This window comes from Rhodococcus sp. G6(2025) (assembly GCF_058628105.1).
Window position 1 is genome coordinate 7,014,299 of record NZ_CP179750.1, and the last position, 20,544, is coordinate 7,034,842.

Here is a 20,544-nt window from a genome sequence, read left to right on the forward strand (position 1 = left end):
CCGATGCAACTGTGCGCGCAGGCACTGCAACAGTTCGACGACACCGTGCAGGTGCCGAATTACGATCGAAGCGACATCACCGTAGGGATAGTGCATTTCGGTGTCGGCGGATTCCACCGCGCACATCAGGCGATGTACGTCGACCGGTTGCTGCGACGCGGGGAGGCCCGCGAGTGGGGCATCTGCGGGGTCGGGGTCCTGCCCGGTGACCGGCGCATGAAGGACGTCCTCGACGCGCAGGACGGCCTGTACACGCTGGCGCTGCGGCACCCGGACGGCACCTGGGACGTCAGCGTCATCGGGTCCATCGTCGACTACCTCTTCGCCCCCGACGACCCCGAGGCCGTGATCGAGAAGATCGCCGCGGAGTCCACGAAGATCGTCTCACTGACGATCACGGAGGGCGGCTACAACTTCACCCACGACACCGGCGAGTTCGATGCCGAGAACCCGGATGTCGTACACGATCTCACCGACGGCGCCGCGCCGCGGACCACATTCGGACTCGTCGTCGAGGCACTGGCCCGGCGCCGAGCGCGCGGGCTGCCGTCGCCGACCATCATGTCCTGCGACAACATTCAGGGCAACGGCGACGTGGCGCGCAAGATGTTCCTGGCGTACGCCGAATTGAAGGATCCCGAACTGGCGGCCTGGATGCGCGCGGAGACGTCGTTCCCCAACTCGATGGTCGACCGCATCACGCCCGTCACCACCCCCGAGGTGACGGAGGCGCTGTCGTCGCGGTTCGGCATCGACGACCAGTGGCCCGTCGCCGCCGAACCGTTCACGTCGTGGGTGCTCGAGGACGCCTTCCCGCTCGGTCGCCCGGCATTCGAGGACGTCGGCGTCCAGGTGGTCGACGACGTCGAACCCTACGAACTGATGAAGCTGCGTCTGCTCAACGCGAGCCACCAGGCCCTCTGCTACTTCGGCTACCTGTCGGGATACCGGCTCGTGCACGACGTCGCGCAGGACCCACTCTTCGCCGACTTCCTGCTCGCATACATGGACGAGGAGGCCACGCCCACCCTGGCGCCGGTGCCCGGAGTCGATCTCGACGAATACAAGCGCACGCTCATCGAACGATTCTCCAACCCCGAGATCCGCGACACCGTCGCCCGCCTGTGCGCCGAATCCTCCGACCGCATCCCGAAGTGGCTGCTGCCCGTGATCCGCGAAAACCTGCTGGCCGACCGGCACATCCGGCTGTCGGCCGCGATCGTGGCGAGCTGGGCCCGGTATGCCGAGGGAGTCGACGAGGACGGCGAACCCATCGACGTCGTCGACCAATTGAAGGACTCCCTCGTGCCGATCGCGCGCAGCCAGCACGAGAACCGCACTGCCTTCATCGAGAATCAGTCTGTCTTCGGCGACCTGGCCGACAATCCGCGCTTCGTCACCGCGTACCTCTGGGCGCTGGACTCGCTGTACAGCGTCGGTGCACGGGAGACACTCGAGGCTCTGCGTGAGAAGGTGCAGTCATGAGTCTGGTCATCGGTGAAGCTCTCATCGACATCGTGACGGCGGGCGACGGCGCCACCACCGAGTATGTCGGCGGCAGCCCGCTCAACGTCGCGGTCGGCCTCGGCCGGCTCGGTCGTCCGGTCGAATTCGTCACCCGGATCGGCGACGACACGAGAGGCGGCGCGATCGTCCGGCACCTCGAGCAGTCGGGAGTGAGCCTCGCGCCCGGCAGCATCACCGCGCAGCGAACGGCGACGGCCCACGCCACCCTCGATTCCGCCGGATCCGCCACCTACGAGTTCGACATCGAGTGGGACCTTCCCTGCCCGAGCGGGTCGTCTACACCGGCGCTCGTCCACACCGGTTCCATTGCCGCCGTGATGGAACCCGGCTGCGACGTCGTCGCAGACATGCTCGACCGCCGCCGCTCGTCGGCGACCATCAGCTACGACCCCAACGTACGACCGGTGTTGATCACCGACAAGGCACGCGCCCGGCAGCGGATCGAGCACCTCGTGTCGATCTCGGACATCGTCAAGGTCAGCGACGAGGACCTCCGCTGGTACGACCCCGACCGAAATCCCGAGGACATCGCCCGCGAGTGGCTGTCCCGCGGCCCGGCGATGGTCGCGGTGACGAAGGGCGCCGAGGGCGCATTCGCGGTCTGCGCGGCCGGACTCGTCGAGGTCGCGGCCCGCAACGTCGAGGTGGTCGACACGGTCGGCGCGGGCGACGCGTTCATGGCCGGGCTCCTCGACGGGTTCTGGTCGCACGGCTTCCTCGGCGCGGAGAGCCGCAACGCACTCCACGCGATCGCCCCGGAGGAAGTGCGGAACGTGCTGGACAACGCGGTGCTGATGTCGGGTCTCACGGTCGCGCGTGCCGGGGCGGACCTGCCCACCCGCGAGACACTGGATCGCGCGGCGGGTGTCCGGCAATGACCCTCGTCGCGGGCATCGATTCGTCCACCCAGTCGTGCAAGGTGATCGTCTGCGACGCCGACACCGGTCAACTCGTCCGCGAGGGCAGGGCGTCGCATCCGGACGGCACCGAGGTCGACCCGCAGGCGTGGGCTTCGGCCCTCGACAGCGCCATCGCCGCCGCCGGCGGACTGGACGACGTCGCCGCGGTGTCGGTCGGCGCGCAACAGCACGGCATGGTGTGCCTCGACGACACCGGGACGGTCGTGCGTCCGGCGTTGCTGTGGAACGACACTCGCTCCGCCGACGCCGCCGCCCAACTGGTGGACGACCTCGGTGGTCCGGACGCGTGGGCGGACGCCGTCGGTGTGGTGCCGCTCGCCGCGATCACCGTCAGCAAACTGCGCTGGCTCGCCGATTCCGAACCGGCGAACGCCGACCGGACGTCCGCGGTGTGCCTGCCCCACGACTGGCTCGGCTGGCAGCTCACCGGCAGGTCCGATCTCGGCACTTTGGCCACCGACCGCGGCGACGCCAGCGGCACCGGATACTTCTCCGCGGCCACGGATTCCTACCGCCCCGACCTGCTGTCGCTGGCACTGCGCGGACGCACGGCCACCGTGCCGCGCGTGGCCCGCCCGGCCGAGAAGATCGGGGAAACCCGCTGGGGCGCCGCCGTCGGCCCCGGAACCGGCGACAATGCCGCCGCCGCACTGGCTCTCGACGCCCAGGAAGGTGACGTCGTCGTCTCCGTGGGAACGTCGGGCGTCGTGTCCGCGGTGTCCGTGACACCGGCGAACGATCCGGGTGGATTCGTCGCCGGCTTCGCCGACGCCACCGGACGTCAACTGCCCCTCGTGTGCACGCTGAACGCTGCCCGGGTGCTCGACGCGACCGCATCGCTGCTGGGCGTCGATCACGACGAGCTGTCGCGGCTGGCGCTGTCGGCGCCGTCCGGCAGTGGCGGCCTGGTGATGGTGCCGTATTTCGAGGGTGAGCGCACCCCCAACCGTCCCAATGCCACCGGCTCCGTTCACGGACTTAGGCTGGCCAATTCGACCCCCGCCCACCTCGCCCGCGCGGCGGTCGAGGGCCTGCTGTGCGGCCTGGCGGAAGGCATCGACCACCTGACCGCCCAGGGCGTCACGGTGCGTCGCATCCTCCTCGTCGGCGGCGGCGCCCGCTCACAGGCACTGTGCGAACTCGCGCCCGCCATCTTCGGGGCCCCGGTCCTGGTGCCGCAACCGGCGGAGTACGTCGCGATCGGCGCATGCAGGCAGGCGACCTGGACGCTGGCCGGGACCCCGGAACCACCCAAGTGGGATCAGACGTCCACCCAGCGTTACGAGGCCGACCCGGCACCCGAAGTGCGCGAACGGTACTCCGAGACCAGAGGCTAGTGGTGACCACGTCGGTCTGGCCGGTCCAACACGCGGCAAGGAGAGCTCCGGGCATGGAGGAGGGGGCAGCGCTTTACCCGTGACAGCAGCGATCAGTGACGGGGATGCACCGCGTAAGACGCTATCGCGGCTGCTGTCGTCACCGTCGTCGATGAGTTCGATGAGGCGGCAAGCCGCCTCGTAGGCACACTTGCGGCCGGGGCCGTAACTGTTGCCGCCTTCGGTGACCAGCAGCGGCACTGCGATCGCCAGGTTTCGCGAGTTCTGCCTGCGAATGCCTCGATGACTGTGTCCGGCGCCGTGTCGGTGGCGAATCGATGACGTCGCCGAGGTGGGGGTCACCGAGGCTGTCTCCGCTGCTGCCAGCGGCTTGTAGGTACAGCAGGTCGAGGCGAGGATCGGTCGGACAGAGGTGCCCGGCGCCGACACGGTGCCCCGATCCCGTCGCAGATGGGACGGCGGGAAACGAACGAACGGGGTCAAGCGCCACGTCGCCGTGGACGTGACCGGTCTGCTGCTCGGTGCCCGACCACCACGAAGCCGTCATTCACATCGCCATGATCGGTGTCATGATCCGGCCCCTCGCGTGGACGTGACCAGTTTCCGAATGCGTTCTGAGAGCCTCCTCTTTCGCCCTTGCGGTCTGTTGTCTGAGATGTCATGTGGGACGGGCCCACCGCTGGCTCACACTTGACGGAACGCCCCGCGCGTGATTACGGCTGAACTGCTGTCAGCGCTGGGGTGGCGGCGAACTCCGCGCGGGCGAGGGAGCGGCGGTGTACCTGGTCGGGGCCGTCGGCGATCTGCAGGAACCGGGCCTGCGCGTACAGAACCGGAAGGATGGTGTCCTGTGACAGCCCGGCGCCGCCGAAGATCTGCATCGCGTCGTCGACGATCTGCTTGACCGTGAGCGGCACCATCACCTTGGCTGCGGCGATGTCGTGACGGGCGGCCTTGGTGCCCTCGGCGTCCATCCGCCAGGCGGCCCGCAGCACCAGCAGCCGGGCGGCGTCGAGGTGGATCCGCGCGTCCGCGACGGTCGCCTGCACGACCCCCTCGTCGGCGAGGGGCCTGCCGAACGCCACCCGGGTGCGGGCACGTTCGGTCATCAGTGCAATCGCCCGCTCGGCCATGCCGATCAACCGCATGCAGTGGTGGATGCGCCCCGGACCGAGGCGGGCCTGCGCGACCGCGAAGCCCTTGCCGCGCGGTCCAAGGAGGTTCGCCTTGGGGACGCGGACCTTGTCGAAGACGATCTCGCCGTGCCCGCCCTCGTGGCGGTCGGTGAAGCCGAGCACCGTCGTGGACCGAATGATGGTCAGACCGGGGGTGTCCATGGGAACGAGGACGATGCTGTGGCGGCTGCCGACCGGGGCGTCCGGGTCGGTGACGCCCATGACCATCGCCACCCGGCAGTCGTCGCGCAGGGCCGCGGTGGACCACCACTTGCGGCCGGTCAGCACCCAGTCGTCGCCGTCCTCGGCGATCTCGAGGCGGACGTTGTTGGCGTCCGAGCTCGCGACGTCGGGTTCGGTCATCGAGAAGCACGACCGGAATTCGCCCGCGAGCAGGGGTTCGAGCCATTCCCGCTTCTGCTCGTCGGTGCCGTACAGGTGCAGCAGTTCCATGTTGCCGGTGTCGGGCGGGTTGCAGTTGAACGCCTCGGGCGCGATCAACGGGCTCCAGCCGGTGAGTTCCGCCAGGGGCGCGTACTCGAGGTTCGTCAGGCCCGCACCCTCGCGCGCGGGCAGGAAGAGATTCCACAAGCCTTCGCGCTTCGCGGCCGCCTTCAGGTCGGCCACGATCGGCGGCGCACCCCAGTGGTCCGGCTTCGACGCCAGTTGCTCTTCGGCGATCGTCTCGGCAGGCAGTACCCGCTCCTGCATGAACTTCGTCAGCTTCGCTTGCAGTTCCAGCACTTTCGGGCTGTAGTCGAAATCCACTTCGGTGGCTCCAATCTGTTCGGTGGTGCCGCGGTCAGCGGCGGAGTTCGGACACGGGCGACACGGCGGCGAGGTCGAGTGCGCGCTGCAACAGCGGGCCGACCATGTCGCCGACGTCGTCGAAACCCCCACCGACGGTGTCGCCCTGTGCGTGCCGGGCGTTGATGCCCTCGAGGATGACGGCGATCTTGAGGTCGGCGAACACCGTGTACCAGTCGATGTCGGGGATCTCGATGCCGCGCTGTGTGGCGTAGCGATCGAGAAGTTCGGCGCGGGTGGGGAATCCGTCGAGTCGGGCGAGACCCTTGGTCACCGGGTTGTCGACGGCGCCGGGCTGGTCCCAGAAGCTCAGCATGATCCCGACGTCGGCGAGGGTGTCGCCGAGCGTGGCCATTTCCCAGTCCAGGACCGCGACGATTTTCCCGGCGTCGTCGCGGGACGCGAGCACGTTGTCGAGTTTGACGTCGCCGTGGACGATGCCCGGGAAGTGCGAGGTGGGCAGCGCCCGGCGCAGCTTGTCGAGCAGCACGGACACCTCGGGCCGATCGGTGGTGCGCGAGGCCTCCCACTGCCGGGACCAGCGGTCGAGCTGGCGTTCGAGGTAGCCGTCGGGGCGGCCGAACGAGCCGAGCCCGACCGCGTCCGGGTTTACGCCGTGCAGCGTGGCCAGGGTGTCGGCCAGATCCAATCCGAGCCGGCGACGGTCGTCCGGGGTGAGAGCCGACGCCTGCTCGACGGTCCCGACGGGCGTTCCGTCCACCAGTTCCATCAGGTAGAACGACGCACCGAGGACGTCCTTGTCCTCGCACAGCAGTACCGCGTCGGGCACCGGAACGGCTGTTCCCGCCAGTCCCCTGATCACGGTGAACTCGCGCTTCATGTCGTGTGCACTTGGCAGGACGTGCCCGTAGGGCGGGCGCCGCAGCACCCACGTCCGGTCGGCGTTGGCGACGCGGTACGTCGGGTTGGACCGGCCACCACTGATCAAGGAGGCGGTCAGCGGTCCATGCAGTCCGTCGTCGAGCGCGGCGCCGAGATAGGCCGTCAGGGCGGGGAGGTCGAGCTCGGGCGTGGGCGCCCGATCGTCGCGGGCATTCACATCGGCGGTGGACGTTGTCATCCGCGCCGTCCTTTCGTTCAGGCTTTACGAGCCGAACGATCGCTCGGCTGGAATTCAGTGTCACCTTAGCGATAGCTAAAGTCAACTTTTATCTTATCTAGCACTACTTCTCTCCGGCCTATCTGCGACACTTTCGATTGGAAACCAAGCGATCGTTCGCCTTCGACTCGCGCCGGGTCGCTGAAGTTCGGCCACGCCATCGCGTCGGTGCTATCGGCAAGCTGTCCGCGTCCGGTCGGCCGAACTCCCTGGTCGCGGCGCTCGAGGAGCAAGGGGCGCCGCGGCGCACCATCTACGCCGCGAAATACCTGTCGGGCCCGGACTGCCGGCGCAAGATCACCCGTCAGCTCAACAAGGGCGAATCCCTGCACGCGCTGCGCCGCGACCTGCTCTATGCCCACGAAGGCATGATCCGGGCCGCCCAAATTGAACAGGCATGGTGCCTGGACCTGGTCATCAATGCGGTAATCGACTGGAACGCAGAGGATTAAGGGACCGCTGTCGAACAGATTCGGCGTCGAGGCCGCCGCATCGACGACGAAGTTCTCACCCATATCTCGCCCGCGCACAGCGAAAACATCAACTTCTTTCGGCGCGATCGATGCCGAACTCGTCCAGCTCGGCCCGACCGGCTACCGGCCGCCGCACGCTGTTCTGAACCGTGCCTCGGACCGCAGGTCAACCCGGCATGCACCTCATGGGCTCGGCATTCGAGGATGCGGTGGCGGGAAGGTCACCTCCAGCGCGTGGCCTTTCAAGGGGTCACGATCGGAAAGGTGGGCTCGAAGTGGTCCAGGATCGCGGTCAGCTCAGCCAGCGCGGTGCGGTCTCCTGTGAGTTCGATGGTTCCATCCTCTGCCAACTTTTCGGCGGTGGCGGGATTGAGGAGTACACCGGTCAATGCCTGTTTGGGGCCGGTGACGGTAAGCCGGGCATCGGCCCCACGGCCGCGGCGGGCGTTGAGGACGCCGCGGCGGATCCACATCGTCCACTGTTCGCCGAGGTCGGTGAAGTCCAGGTCGATGGTGATGTCGGCACCGGCGGCGCGGTCGCCGGCAATCTGTACGGCGAGGAAGTCGAAGAGGATGTCGATCGGCATCGCCAGAATGGTGTCGCGGCTCGCGGTGACATAGGGCGGTGGTTGCACGCCCAGGCGCAGTTCTTTTGCCGCGCTGAGGAATATATTGCGCCACTGCGGGCCTTCGGCTTGATAGCCCATCTGCTCGTACGCGTCGGCCTGTAGTTCACGGGCGGTGGTGTCGGCAGGGTCGGCGAACACGAGTTGGTGCAGGATCTGGGTGGCCCAGCGGTAGTCGCCGGCCTCGAACGCGCGGCGTCCTTCGGCGAGAATTGCGTCAGCACCGGCGAATTCGACGTATCGCTTCGCCGTTTCCACCGGCGGGTGCGGATGCAGCGAGACCGGGTCGCCGTCCCACATGCCCAGTTCCTTGGTGAACACCGCGCGCACATCGTGGTGCAGAGTGCCGTGATAACCGCGGCTGGCCCAGTTGCGGCGCAACTCCTCGGGAAGCTCGAGCACCTCCGCCGCTTCCAGGGGCGTGTAACCCTTGTTGGCCAACCGCAGGGCTTGATCGTGAATGTACTTGTAGGTGTCGCGCTGGGATTCCAGGAATGCGGTCACCTGCTCGTTTCCCCACACCGGCCAGGTGTGCGGGCCGTAATGCACCTCGGACTCATCACCCCACCGTTCGAGGGTCTCATCGAGGTAGCGGGCGAAATTGCGGGCATCACGAGTCCGCGCGCCACGCAAGGTCTGGATGTTGTGGAGCGAGTGGTTGGCGTTCTCCGCGCAGGTCAGCGCCTTCAACTGCGGTATCCAGATATGCATCTCCTCGGGCGCTTCGGTGTCGGGAGCGTAGAGGAATTCGAATTCGATGCCCGCGATCTCCCGTCTGGCACCGGTTTCGGTGATCAGGTCGGTCGGAGAGATGTAGGAAACGGTCAGTCCTTTGAGGCTGCCGATGCCCATGCCGCCGGTGACATACCCGCAAGAGTTCAGATCCAGAAATCCGCCGAAAGCGTAGAAACTGCGCCGTGCCATGGCATTTCCAGCGATGACGTTCTCCCCGAGGGCGTACCTGTCGAACTGATGACCCGGCGCGATGATCGGCACCTTGCCCGAAGCCACGTCGTCGGCATCGACGATGCCTTTCACGCCCGCGTAGTGGTCGAGATGGGTGTGGGTATAGATCACCGCGGCGACCGGTTTGTCGCTGACATGCTCGCGAATCAGCCCCATGGCTTGGCGTGCGGATTCCACACCGTTCAAACAGTCGATCACTATCAGTCCGTCCGTGCCCTCTACCACGGTCAGGTTGGTGATGTCGTTGCCTCTCACCTGGTAGAGGCCATCAGTCAGCTGAAACAGACCGCCGTGGCGGATGATCTGGCTTTGCCGCCACAAACTCGGGTTCACCGATTCCGGGGCGGGATCATCATCCCCGATCCAGTCGAATGCGTGCGGGTCGAATGCCACCGAACCATCGTCCGCGAGCACATTTCCCGGCAGCTCGGCGATCAGCCCGCGACGGGCGTCGGAGAAGTCACGCCGATCGGCCAGGTCATACAGTTCGACCGCGTCCCGATTGATCCGCGCGGTCTCCGATGTCGCCGGTTCCGGCTGGTAGCACATGGTCGCTCCGTTCGAGAGAATGGATGTCCTCGCTCGATCAACCAACACTTACCAAGCCATAGGCGTAGCAGCCTCACCCCTGGCGGATGAGTTTCCACGCGACATCGCACCGTGGGTTGCCCTCGGATGATGGGCGTCAGTGCGCCGCCAACGGAGATTGCGTAGCGTTTCCACTTCGGTGCTTCTCAGTTCAGCGCCAAGGTGCCACCGGGTGGCATTGCGGAGCGTGGGCGGTTGCCCGGTCCAACGCGCTGAACACCAGTTGCAGGGTGATGTCGTCGTAGACCGCCCCGAGGTGGTTGGTCTGATCCGCCGGGCACACATCCTGTGTGACGACATTGTTCACATTCGGTGCGGGCGGGAGCTGCGCTTCGGGAACGGTGATGATCAGGTCGCTGCGCGAGATGATGGTCGTGTACTGCACTTGGGGCCTGGTCATGCCGTTGGCGGCTATCTCCTGGACGAAGTCAGAACCGGCGGTGTAGTCCTGGGCCGCGGGCAGCAGCAGGTCGCGGTAGAAGCGCAACAGCGGGACCGCGTCGTACAGGTGCATGACGCCGTACGCCGAAATGCCGTTGGTTGCCGGCTCGACGCCGATCATGTTGTGCACCTTGTCGGCCCCGCCGAGCTTGTTGATGTAGTACAGCGGCATCAGCGCGCCCTGCGAGTGCCCGACCAGGTCGACTTTGTCGGCACCGGTCGCGGCGAGCACCTCGTCCACGAAGACCGCGAGTTGCCCCGCCGAGCCGCGCTGGTTACCCGTGGCCTGCACCGGAGAACCGTTCGCACCGCCGTAGTTCAGGCCGAAGACGCAGTATCCGGCAGCCGCAATGCGCGGTGCAAACATCGCCCAGTTCGCATACGCATTACTGAACGTGCCGTGCAACAGGATCACGGGCCGCGGGTGTGCGGCAGTCGGCTTGCAACCGAAGTCGTTCATACCCGGTGGGTAGACCCCCGGATGCTGAAACGAGTACACGATCGCGGCAAGCCCGTTCGGCTGCTCCGGGCCAGTGGGCGCGGCGCTCGCCGGCCCAACGGCCGAAATGAAGGCTGCCGCCGTGATGGCGGCGACCGACGCCACGGTTTTGATGAATCCAGGCAACATGCTCGTTCCTCCCGGCAAGATCGCGGCGGATGTGCCGCACAACGAAAAATGACGCGGGCAGGACCACGCCTGGCAAGTGACACAATATTAACAAGAGACCCGATGCTCAGTGTGGAAGAATTGAGGGAATCGATCAAACATCGTGTGCCGCACGATTCACTTCTGTCATGCCTGCAGGATCGCCATCGCGATCTCTGTGAGGCGTTCTCCGAGGTCGACGCGCCGCGGCTGGGGCCCCCACCGGACCGAGAAGAAGATCATCACCCGGGTCATGCGGATTTTTCTCATGCCCTCGGCGGTGTCGGTGCCTGGCAGCGCTTGGACGAGGGCCTGGGGCCAGATGTCGTCGTAGTCGCTCACCAGCCGGTCGAACCGCCGTCTCTCGTGGTCGGGCAGCTCGCCCTGGTCGTAGACCATGATCCCCAGCAGGTGCGGGTTCTCGAGCGCGAACTCCACGTGGCCGCCGACGAGGCGCTCGAGTGCTTCGTGCGGCTCCTCGGCCAGCGCGAGGGCCGCCGTGGCCGAGTGCCACATCCGGTCGGCGGCCGTCGTCATGGCGGCGACGAGGAGCTCGGTCTTGTTGTCGAAGTATCGGTAGGCACCGGAGCGCACGATTCCGGCAGCGTCGGCGATGTCGCCCAGACCGACGGACTGGAAGCCCCGCTCGTCGAAGAGCCGGATCGCCGCGTTGAGCAGCAGGTCGCGGCGCGGCATCCGCACGCCGGCGACCGCGTGCGAGTCGTCGGCTCCCGGGTCGGGCAGCAATGCGACCGGTCCCGACGAGCCGAGGTCGCATCTGGCGCTCGCCCACGCTGCGCGGTAGAGGAGGTGCTCGGGCCGGGATCGGGAGAGGGGCTGGCGCGCCGTCGTCGGCATCGCGAAGACGCCGATGATCGCGACCGACAGCAGCACACAGTCGGACTCCGGCAGATCCGGGCGTTCGTTGCGCAGGTGGGACCGGAACGTCTCCATCAACGTGAAAGAGCGCTGGGCGACCGCTGCGCGCTGCTCGTCGTCGAGGTTGCGGGACTCACGCAGCCAGATCGCGGCCAGGCCGTGCTGCTGCACAGTGAGGGCCGCCATCCGGCGCAACAGGTCGTCGAGCCCGTCCGCCCCCGTCAGGACCTCCTCGATGGAGTCGACCACGGAGTCCACCGTGTCCGCCAGGAGGTCCTGCTTGTTGCGGTAGTGGCGGTAGAGGGCCGGAGCGGTCATCCCCACGGCCTCGGCGACGTCTGCCACGGAGACGTTGTGGTAGCCGCGGTCGCGGAAGAGCTCGGCTGCCGCCACGCGGATCAAGGCCTTGCGGTTGCGCGGCCGGGTCCCCGTCGCCATTCACCCCACGACCTTTCGTATGCGCCTGGCAGCCTAACCGATCCGCTCGGGTGGACTGCGGGTCTTCTCAGCGTCGACGGTGGGCGCTACGGGTGACGTCGCAGACCATAGGGCGAACTTCGTGACGCTCGATTCTATCGAACGCCACTTGGAGCGATGGAACGGTCACCAGCTCGCAGCCGTCATTGCCAGGAGATGTGACGTGTGATTCACTTATGCAGCGAACCTTCTACAGGAGACCCCATGAGCAACCCCCTGACCTTCTGCCATGTCTTCCAGGAGACCGCCGCGGCCAACCCGGACAGAGTCGCGCTGCGCACACCGGGCGGGGCGGTGTCGATCACGTGGAGCGAGTACGCCGACCGGGTTCGGACGATCGCGGCGGGGCTTGCACGTCTGGGTGTTCGATCGGGTGACACGGTGGCACTGATGCTCACCAACCGGCCGGAGTTCCACCTGGTCGACACGGCGGTGCTCCATCTCGGCGCAGCGCCGTTCTCGGTGTACAACACCAACCCCGTGGAGACGATCCGCTACCTGTTCGACAACGCCGAGAACCGGGTTGTGGTCTGCGAAGAGGCCTTCGTCGCGGTACTGCTCGAGGCGCAGACGGAGGGCAGCAGCGTCGAGCACATCGTCTGCGTCGACGGTGCGCCCCACGGCACCATCAGCGTCGCGGAGGTCGAGGCCACGCCTGCAACGGAATTCGACTTCGACGCGACCTGGCGGGCAGTCCAGCCGGACGACCTGCTGACCATCGTGTACACCTCAGGCACCACCGGCACACCCAAGGGCGTCGAGCTCACGCACGCCGGCACGCTGGTGAGCGCCCGGGCCACCATCAGGGCCGGCCTCGGACCGCGAGTCCACGAGCGTGTGCTGTCCTACCTTCCCGACGCACACGTGGCCAACCGGCTGCTCGCCCACTACGTGGCGATGGTTCAAGCGGCCGAGGTGACGGACATCGCGAATCCGAGGGACGTGCTCGCTGGTCTGGTCGAGGTCCGGCCGCACGTCTTCTTCGGTGTCCCGCAGACCTGGTACAAGCTCAGGACCGGCATCGAACTGGCCGTGGCCGCCGAGACCGATCAGGTCAAGCGGGACGCCGCGGCGTGGGCATTCGAGATCGGGATGCGCAAGGTCCGTGCCGAGCAGGCGGGTGAGTATCCCGACAGCGAGCTCCTGACGCAGCACGCCGAGGCCGACCGGCTCGTCCTCGCTCCGCTCCGGGCGCTCTTGGGCCTCGACGAGCTCCGGGTGGCCGCCTCCGGTGCCGCCCCGGTGACCCCGGAGGCCCACGAGTTCATGATGATGCTCGGCATCCCCGTCCGCGAGGTCTACGGCATGACGGAGAGCTCCGCGATCGCGACGACGCACCCCCCTGACGACATTCGGGTCGGCACAGTCGGCACCCCGTACCCCGAGGTCGAGGTGGGCCTGGCCGACGACGGTGAGCTGCTGATCCGCGGCCCGGTTGTGATGCGGGGCTACCGCAAGGAAGCCGAGAAGACGGCCGAGGCCATCGACGCCGAAGGGTGGCTTCACACCGGTGACATCGCCACCATCCAGGGCGGCCACGTTGCGATCGTGGACCGAAAGAAGGACCTCATCATCAACGCCTCCGGCAAGAACATGTCGCCGTCCCACATCGAGAGCACGGTCCGCGACGCATGTCCGCTGGCCGGCCTGGTCGTCGCGATCGCGGACCTCAGACCGTTCGTCTCCCTCCTGGTGGTCCTCGACCCCGATTCCGCAGCCGTGTTCGCCGCGCAGCACAGCCTTCCGACCGACATCGCCGCCCTCTCCTCTCATTCCTGCCTGCAGGACGCCATGCAACAAGGGATCGACGTCGCCAACTCGAAGCTGTCACGCGCCGAACAGGTGCGCGCGTTCACTGTGGTGCCGGAGTACTGGCAGCCCGGCAGCGACGTGCTCACCCCTACCATGAAGGTGCGCCGCAAGTCCGTCAACGATCGTTACGCCGCGCAGATCGCCGCGATGTACACCACGGATCCGCCGGAACCGCTTCATAGAGGGATCGTCGACCTGGAGGCGAAGGGATGAGGGTGGCTGCGCAAGAGGACCATTCGCGGGGCGGCGGCGGGTACGTCTCCTCCTGGCGCGATGACGAGGTCCGAGCGGTCGGGTCTCTGGCGGAGAGGTTCTTCACCGACCTGCTCGCCCAGCGGGAGCGGTGGGAGGCCCAGCACCAGGTCGACCCCGAGATCTGGACGAAGGCCGGAGCGTTGGGCCTGCTGTGTTGCTCGATCCCCGAGGAGTACGGCGGCGGTGGTGGGACCTTCGCGCACGACCTCGCGGTTCTGGAGGCACAGTCGCTCGTGGGTGAGCTGTCCTTCGGCAACGCCGTGCACAGCGGCGTCGTCGCGCACTACCTTCTTGCCTACGGCACCGAGGAACAGCGATACCGGTGGCTTCCGGGAATGGCCTCCGGCGAACTGATCGCGGCAGTCGCGATGAGCGAGCCCAGCGGCGGTTCGGACCTGAAGAACCTCAAGACCAAGGCCGTGCGAGAAGGCGGCAGCTATGTCGTGAACGGGGCGAAGACCTTCATCTCCAACGGCGCGACCGCCGACCTCATCCTGCTCGCGGTCAAGACCGACACTTCTGCTGGGGCACGGGGTATCTCGTTGCTCCTGGTGGAGACCGCCGACTGCCCAGGTTTCACCCGAGGACGCGTCCTCGACAAGGTCGGCCTGCCCGGTCAGGACACTGCGGAGCTGTTCTTCGAAGACGTTCGCGTTCCGACCGAGCACCTGCTCGGCGAGGTCGAAGGCCAGGGCTTCGCCCAGTTGATGTCGTTGCTGCCGCAAGAGCGCCTCTACATCGGGCTCCAAGCCGTCGCAGCCATGGAGACCGCACTGGCGGAGACAATCACCTATGTGAAGAGCAGGCAGGCGTTCGACCAGACGATCTTCGACTTCCAGAACACCAAGTTCGTGCTGGCCGAATGCGCGACCGTGACGCACGCGTCCCGCGTGTTCATCGACTCCTGCATCCAGAGACACCTCGACGGCGGCCTCGACTCCGCCACCGCCGCCATGGCGAAGTGGTGGCTCACCGAGCAGCAAGGCGAAGTCATCGACAAGTGCGTCCAGCTCTTCGGCGGCTACGGCTACATGCGGGAGTACAAGATCGCGCGAATGTACGCCGACGCACGCGTGCAGCGGATCTACGGGGGCTCGAACGAGACCATGAAAGACATCGTCGCCCGCTCCCTCTGACGCCGCGCGAACCCATCGTGCGCATTTCACCGCGCCGCTCGACGGCGACACAACGGCGATCGAGTCCCTTTGGACGCGATCATCACTGAACCGACAGGAGCAACTTCCGATGAGCACCCAGACCGCGTCAGGCGAGCCCAGACCGCATGCCATGGTGGGAGGTGGGTTGTGATGACCGACCAGCTCGTCCGGTGCGAAACGTTCGACCGGACCGCCGTCCTCACGCTCGACCGGCCCGAGTCGCGCAACGCCCTCAACGGCCCGGTGCTCCAGGAGTTGACCACCGCGATGGCAGCGGCCGACCAGGACGACGCCGTCGACGCGATCGTGCTCACCGGTGCCGGCCCCGCCTTCTGCGCCGGCATCGATCTCAAGGCCGTCGCCGCCCAGGACCCCCACCTGATGAGACTCGTGGGAGCAGCCTCGCACGCGCCGTGGCCGGCGACCGCCAAACCGGTCATCGGCGCCATCAACGGCTCTGCGGTTACGGGCGGGCTCGAGGTCGCACTGCACTGCGACTTCCTGATCGCCTCCGAGCGCGCGACTTTCGCCGACACCCACGCCCGGGTCGGGGTCCTGCCCTGCTGGGGCCTGACCGTCCTGCTGCCGGCCGCTGTCGGCCGCCGCACCGCGATCAGGATGAGTATGACCGGCGAACCCCTCGATGCGGCAGCTGCCCACGCCGCCGGACTCGTCACCCAGGTCGTCGCCCACGACGACCTCATCCCCGCCGCGCTCGTCGCCAGCGCCCAGATCTCACGCAGCCACGCTCTCGCCGCACGAACCCTGCTGGCGTCCTACCGGCGAGCCGACCGGGCAATCCGCGACGCCGGCTACGACGTCGAGAGCCACACCGCGCAGAACTGGAACACCCTCGCTCATGCCGGCGCGACGCGACCACCCGGCACGCCGGGCTGAACTGCCGATCAACTCGGTCAGCTCACGCACCCCCTCATCCCATCACCTCACCAACAGCATTTACGTCAAGGAGAGACACATCATGAGCAGTTCGGACCAGCTCGTCGGCCGTTGCGTCGTCACCGGGATCGAGGACGGTCGCTCCACGATCATCAGCGACGGCCCGGGCGCGACCCGGTTCGTGACCCCGATGTTCGGCGCGGTCGACCTGTGGCAGGTCGACGCCCTCCCGGCGGTAGTCGGCTCGGAGAGCACCCTGGGCGAGACGATCGTGCTCGACCCACCGGCAGGCGGGCTCGTGGTGCGGATGCTCCAATTCCCTCCAGACGCCGAATGGCAAGGCACCGACGCCTTCGCCGACGCGATGGGCGAGGTCGGCGCCGGCGACACCCACGTCGACAGCGACGTCCCCGGGATGCACGTCACCGACACGGTCGACGTCCTCACCGTCGTGGAGGGCGAGATCTACGTCGTCCTCGAGGAAACAGAAACACTGCTCCGGGTCGGCGACTCCGTGGTGCAGCGAGGTACCAAGCACGCGTGGAGCAACCGGTCCGAGCGGCCCGCTGTCCTCGTCGCGACCATGATGTCCACCGCCCGCTGAGGAGCAGCAGCCAAGCCCGATCGGAAGCACCCTCACACCGGACCGCCCAACCTTCGCGGACCGAACGTCACCCGCTCCGCCGGTGGGTACACCTCGCGCTGTCTTTCGCTCGGAGACCGACGCCGGCTCAGTCCGGTAAGCCTTCTCGGGTTCCTCCGTGGCATCGGGCCCTTGTTGGGTCTCGCGGTGCCGGAACACCTTGCCGGGCAGTGGTGGCGTCGAGCTCAGCTCGCACAGCATGCTCACCGCGAGCAGCCGTTCCCGCCCGATACCCGCTCCCCGGGACGGACCCGCCGACCTCGACATCGGCCACTTCCGGTCTTTCACTACCGGCGAGGACACCGTGGCCTACGAGGACCGGTTCGTGTCGATCCTCGAAATCGCAGAGGGAGTGCGGGCGCCGACACTGGCGGGGCCGACGGCGCCTGTGCCGCCCGGCTGGCCGCAGCTTCGTCCACAGGTCAGGAAGAATTTGTGATCGTATGATCCCCGAAGGCGGGCGCCCTATTGCCCCCTCTCGCCCTTCACGGTCGCGCACCCGGACCCTGCTCCGCAGTGCACTTCATTGATGACGACAAACGAATCCACTCTGACGACAAGCGAATCCAGGCGGGGTATTCCATCACTTCGCGAGACGTTCAAGAACCTGAGTCCAGTTCGCGATGTCCCATGCGTGGTCCGGCAAAGAAGATCCGGAGTGATGGTCCATCCGGTGGCGGCGGGCCATCGTTGCACCCGCACGGTCAGCTCGCCGTGCTCGGCCTGCTTGGCGAGTGACCCGGTGGGGATGGGCAGTCGCCGCAGATGCCGCACGCGATGTCGACGGTTTAGCCAGATCACCTCGAGGACAGCGCGCTGGCTGAGCTGCCCGTCGACCCCGATTCCCACCTCTTGACCGAGGCAGGAATCGGCGCTTCACATGTGTGAACCACCCGCCGGATACCGAGAGTATCGACGAGTGGTTGTGCACAGACTATGCCGTGGTGCGGATGAGCTCGCGGTCCCGCTCGGGATTCGCGAACACCAGCACCAGGATTGCGGCGAGGGCACCGAGGATCCCAATGCCTTGGAACGTCAAGGCATACCCGTCGCCCGCGGTGGCAGCATTATCGACGATGACACCGGTCGCGTACGGGGCGATCAGCCCGCCGACGGCGGCGAGTGCCATGAACACACCCATTGTTCCGGCGGTTTGCTGCGGCGGGCACAGTTCGGAGATCGCTGCGCTTACCAGCGGAAGGGCGATCATTCCACACCCGTAGCCGATCGAGAGCACCACGACAGCGAGCACCGGGATCTTTATCAGGGGAAGCGCGGTCAGTACTACCCCACAGAGCAGGACACCGGTGCACGGCACGATGACGCGGACGAGCCGCGAGGTGGCGCCTCGCTGGATCAGCTGGTCGGTGACCGAACCGGAGGTGACCATCAGGAGCAGTGCCACGATGGAGGGTGCAGCGAACATCGATCCGGCTTGCATTCTCGTATAGCCAAGTCCCTGCTCGAAGTAGGACGGCAGCCAGGTCAGTACGACCGTCGTCAGCGCATACATGACCATAGCCAGAACTGCGACGCTCACGAACGTGCGCGACAGGAAGATGCGACGCCAGCGAACCGAAGACTCGGTGTGCGTGAGCGCACTGACGCCGTCCACACTTGTTGCGACAGCGACCGTCTCCACCGCCTTGCCGGTGAACGGACCGTCTTTCCAGCCGATCAGCCAGCACACGACCCACACCATCCCGAGACCGGACAGCGCCACGATCGCTGCCCGCCAACCGTATTGGATGGTGACGAAAGTGAGGATGGGCGCGAGGGCGATCTTTGCGATGGACGCGGAGCCCAGTAGCAGTGCGCTCGGCAGACCACGCTTGGCCGACGGGTGCCAGGAGTACGTGGCGGTGTGCATGAGCGCGGAGCCCGGCCCCTCGGCCACTCCGAGCAGCATCCTGCTGACGATGAGCACCGTCAGGCTCGCAGCGATCACGAGCGGCAGCATAACCAGCGACCATGCGGCAGCGAGTGCAAGCAGCGCCCAGCGCAGGGTGAGGTACCTAGCCAACGGACCGGCAAGGAACCCGCCGACCGTAAACGTAACGAAGAACAGCGAGCCGACGAGCCCGATCTGGGCGTGATCGAGCCCGAGGTCGTGCGCGAGCGGCTGAGCGATGATGCCGAGGACGGCCTTGTCTGCATAGTTGACGACGTAGAGGAAGAGGACGAGGCCCGTCATTCCCCACGCACGTTTGCTGGTCGTGGGAGAGTCCTGCGGGGCGCGCGTGTCCGCGCGATCGACGGAAAAGTTGGCTGTGGCCATGAGAATCCTTCATGAGGTTCGGGTCGAAATCAGCATTCGAGTGAGGCCTTACGCATTTCCTGCAGAAATGGCGGTGCTCAGTCGGGGTCGGCCATCTTCTATTTCGACATCACTGTCGAAATAGAGATTAAGGTGATCGCGGTCACTCGTCAACCCCTGGTGTGGGGCCGCGAACCGGCCCCCAAGGTGACTCCGACGACGATGTCTCGCATTCAGGACATTGCACTCGTCACGGGACTCTGTTGTCGCAGAGACTGATTGGGTCGGACTTTGTCGCGGCAGTTCAGTTCCTCGGCCCGCCAGATTTGTCCCCAAATGTTGGAGCTTTCAGGGCGCCGCGATGAGGGTCGCCTCGGCATCAGCCGAACTCGACGTCGAATGCCAGGCATCGCAAGCGGAAGTGTCCACGAACGCTGCGCGAGGCGGCATGCGCGCAGCGGGCGATCCGAACTGTCAGAGGATGGTCAACCAATCATCCAGTCCGGCAGTCCTATTCACGGCTCATTGTGCATAGTTTGTTGCCGACCCCGGGCGGCCGGACGAGTACCCACGATCCGCACCGTCGATTGTCATCGGATGCCGGGCTTGAAACAAGCCGCCGGCCAGGGCGCACCTGCCCCGGGTGGACAGGTTACGCGGATTCCATCCACTCACCACAAGGGTCGTCGCGCAGGTCGAGCACCCGCACCCAAATATCGGTAAGCACTTCGTCATCGCGATCGGGGTGGCCGCTCTTTTCACCGCCGACGAACCACCAGTAGCACTGGTTGCTCGTCATCGATACCAGAGCAGCAGCCGTACTGGTCGGGTGTATCGCCGGATCCGCGTAGCCCTGCTTCTGCCACGCCCGTATACGCCGGGCGACACGGTCTATGTGACGCTTGCGGCCGATCTGCCGGAAACTCCCGGTCTCCGCGTCCATGGTCGATACCTGCTCCACCAACCCGTAGAACGCCGCGTTCTCCCGATAAACCTCGATGTATCGACGATTGGCTTCACGTAGGTCATCGACCGGACTCACGTGCGCAGGGTCCGCCCGATACGTGACAGCTTGGTCGATCTGATCGCCCATCTCGGATGTCAAGGCTTGGAATGCATCCAGTTTCGACGGGAAGTAGGTGTAGAAGCTTCCCCTCGAAACATTCGCCTCCTGCACAATGTCTTCGACGTTGACGTCGATGTATCCATCCCGTTCGAAGACCCGCCGTGCCGCATCGAGGATTTCTCGACGCCGCCGCTGACCGCGCGCAGTTCCCTGCCGAGAATGGGTCTCGCGGCGCTTCGCCGCAGTCCCCGCGGGCGTCCATCCCCCACGAGTCCGCGGGCCCTTGCCGTTTCGGTCCCGTGCTGTCGATGGATTTCCCGTCTCCCCTGCACCATTCGAGCTGGGGACATCCTTAGACGACGGCATTGAGTATCCTTTCTCCGCCGACCATCGGCACATCGCACGGGACGTAATTCGACATAGTTATCGACTATACCGGCAGGCGGCACGCAGCAGAAGTTGAACGCGTTCAGCG

At 66.4% G+C, this 20,544-nt stretch carries 14 protein-coding genes and 1 pseudogene; 8 read left to right on the forward strand and 7 right to left on the reverse strand.

What is annotated here, in order from left to right:
- Positions 1-3: 3 nt before the first annotated feature.
- Genes ACLIVD_RS32475 through xylB form a run of 3 tightly spaced genes read left to right on the forward strand, consistent with a single transcriptional unit; the run spans position 4 to position 3,784 of the window.
- Positions 4-1,485 (forward strand): mannitol dehydrogenase family protein, encoded by a 1,482-nt coding sequence (locus ACLIVD_RS32475; protein WP_283332086.1) that lies wholly within the window; start codon positions 4-6, stop codon positions 1,483-1,485.
- The gene (locus ACLIVD_RS32480) at positions 1,482-2,405 is read left to right on the forward strand and encodes a carbohydrate kinase family protein (protein WP_491931282.1); all 924 of its coding nucleotides are present in this window, start codon (positions 1,482-1,484) and stop codon (positions 2,403-2,405) included. Before ACLIVD_RS32475 ends, ACLIVD_RS32480 begins: the two co-directional genes overlap by 4 nt.
- Positions 2,402-3,784: a xylulokinase gene (gene xylB, locus ACLIVD_RS32485; RefSeq protein WP_491931283.1), complete on the forward strand. Its 1,383-nt coding sequence runs from the start codon at positions 2,402-2,404 to the stop codon at positions 3,782-3,784. The genes ACLIVD_RS32480 and xylB overlap by 4 nt, the downstream gene beginning before the upstream one ends.
- A 713-nt stretch (positions 3,785-4,497) precedes the next feature.
- Here the strand turns inward: xylB and ACLIVD_RS32490 are convergent.
- Together ACLIVD_RS32490 and ACLIVD_RS32495 are read right to left on the reverse strand one after the other, a co-directional pair.
- Positions 4,498-5,727 (reverse strand): acyl-CoA dehydrogenase family protein, encoded by a 1,230-nt coding sequence (locus ACLIVD_RS32490; RefSeq protein ID WP_491931284.1) that lies wholly within the window; start codon positions 5,725-5,727, stop codon positions 4,498-4,500.
- Positions 5,728-5,761: 34 nt separating this feature from the next.
- Positions 5,762-6,847, reverse strand: a complete 1,086-nt coding sequence (locus ACLIVD_RS32495) for a phosphotransferase family protein (protein WP_491931285.1) — start codon at positions 6,845-6,847, stop codon at positions 5,762-5,764.
- Between the two features lie 171 nt (positions 6,848-7,018).
- On the opposite strand from ACLIVD_RS32495, the pseudogene ACLIVD_RS32500 reads away from it, so the two are divergent.
- Positions 7,019-7,489: pseudogene (locus ACLIVD_RS32500) on the forward strand (Tn3 family transposase); the annotation flags it as partial.
- Between the two features lie 112 nt (positions 7,490-7,601).
- Here the strand turns inward: ACLIVD_RS32500 and ACLIVD_RS32505 are convergent.
- The 3 genes from ACLIVD_RS32505 to ACLIVD_RS32515 form a co-directional block, all read right to left on the reverse strand.
- Complete coding sequence (locus ACLIVD_RS32505) at positions 7,602-9,500, reverse strand: alkyl/aryl-sulfatase (protein ID WP_491931286.1); 1,899 nt, start codon at positions 9,498-9,500, stop codon at positions 7,602-7,604.
- Positions 9,501-9,690: 190 nt separating this feature from the next.
- Positions 9,691-10,584: an esterase/lipase family protein gene (locus tag ACLIVD_RS32510; protein ID WP_491931287.1), complete on the reverse strand. Its 894-nt coding sequence runs from the start codon at positions 10,582-10,584 to the stop codon at positions 9,691-9,693.
- A 189-nt stretch (positions 10,585-10,773) separates the two neighbouring features.
- A complete protein-coding gene (locus ACLIVD_RS32515) occupies positions 10,774-11,943 on the reverse strand; it encodes a TetR/AcrR family transcriptional regulator (RefSeq protein WP_491931288.1) in 1,170 nt (389 codons plus the stop codon).
- Positions 11,944-12,186: 243 nt separating this feature from the next.
- Here ACLIVD_RS32515 and ACLIVD_RS32520 point away from each other — a divergent pair, with 243 nt between their 5' ends.
- The 4 genes from ACLIVD_RS32520 to ACLIVD_RS32535 all read left to right on the forward strand — a co-directional run bounded on the left by ACLIVD_RS32520 (position 12,187) and on the right by ACLIVD_RS32535 (position 16,707).
- On the forward strand, positions 12,187-14,007 hold the full coding sequence (locus tag ACLIVD_RS32520) for an AMP-dependent synthetase/ligase (RefSeq protein WP_491931289.1): 1,821 nt from the start codon (positions 12,187-12,189) through the stop codon (positions 14,005-14,007).
- 2 nt (positions 14,008-14,009) lie between these two features.
- Positions 14,010-15,185 (forward strand): acyl-CoA dehydrogenase family protein, encoded by a 1,176-nt coding sequence (locus tag ACLIVD_RS32525; protein WP_491931290.1) that lies wholly within the window; start codon positions 14,010-14,012, stop codon positions 15,183-15,185.
- A gap of 171 nt (positions 15,186-15,356) precedes the next feature.
- A complete protein-coding gene (locus ACLIVD_RS32530; RefSeq protein ID WP_491931291.1) occupies positions 15,357-16,103 on the forward strand; it encodes an enoyl-CoA hydratase in 747 nt (248 codons plus the stop codon).
- Positions 16,104-16,185: 82 nt separating this feature from the next.
- On the forward strand, positions 16,186-16,707 hold the full coding sequence (locus ACLIVD_RS32535) for a cupin domain-containing protein (protein ID WP_491931292.1): 522 nt from the start codon (positions 16,186-16,188) through the stop codon (positions 16,705-16,707).
- 973 nt (positions 16,708-17,680) lie between these two features.
- Here the strand turns inward: ACLIVD_RS32535 and ACLIVD_RS32540 are convergent.
- Positions 17,681-19,024 (reverse strand): MFS transporter, encoded by a 1,344-nt coding sequence (locus ACLIVD_RS32540; protein ID WP_491931293.1) that lies wholly within the window; start codon positions 19,022-19,024, stop codon positions 17,681-17,683.
- Between the two features lie 631 nt (positions 19,025-19,655).
- Complete coding sequence (locus tag ACLIVD_RS32545) at positions 19,656-20,435, reverse strand: TetR/AcrR family transcriptional regulator (RefSeq protein WP_491931294.1); 780 nt, start codon at positions 20,433-20,435, stop codon at positions 19,656-19,658.
- Positions 20,436-20,544: the final 109 nt, after the last annotated feature.

Bases quoted from the DNA above. Each gene is read 5' to 3' on its own strand.
- ACLIVD_RS32475 (WP_283332086.1), top strand. From the start codon at position 4: ATGCAACTGTGCGCGCAGGCACTGCAACAGTTCGACGACACCGTGCAG.
- ACLIVD_RS32480 (WP_491931282.1), top strand. From the start codon at position 1,482: ATGAGTCTGGTCATCGGTGAAGCTCTCATCGACATCGTGACGGCGGGC.
- xylB (WP_491931283.1), top strand. From the start codon at position 2,402: ATGACCCTCGTCGCGGGCATCGATTCGTCCACCCAGTCGTGCAAGGTG.
- ACLIVD_RS32495 (WP_491931285.1), bottom strand. From the start codon at position 6,847: ATGACAACGTCCACCGCCGATGTGAATGCCCGCGACGATCGGGCGCCC.
- ACLIVD_RS32505 (WP_491931286.1), bottom strand. From the start codon at position 9,500: ATGTGCTACCAGCCGGAACCGGCGACATCGGAGACCGCGCGGATCAAT.
- ACLIVD_RS32515 (WP_491931288.1), bottom strand. From the start codon at position 11,943: ATGGCGACGGGGACCCGGCCGCGCAACCGCAAGGCCTTGATCCGCGTG.
- ACLIVD_RS32520 (WP_491931289.1), top strand. From the start codon at position 12,187: ATGAGCAACCCCCTGACCTTCTGCCATGTCTTCCAGGAGACCGCCGCG.
- ACLIVD_RS32530 (WP_491931291.1), top strand. From the start codon at position 15,357: ATGACCGACCAGCTCGTCCGGTGCGAAACGTTCGACCGGACCGCCGTC.
- ACLIVD_RS32535 (WP_491931292.1), top strand. From the start codon at position 16,186: ATGAGCAGTTCGGACCAGCTCGTCGGCCGTTGCGTCGTCACCGGGATC.
- ACLIVD_RS32540 (WP_491931293.1), bottom strand. From the start codon at position 19,024: ATGGCCACAGCCAACTTTTCCGTCGATCGCGCGGACACGCGCGCCCCG.
- ACLIVD_RS32545 (WP_491931294.1), bottom strand. From the start codon at position 20,435: ATGCCGTCGTCTAAGGATGTCCCCAGCTCGAATGGTGCAGGGGAGACG.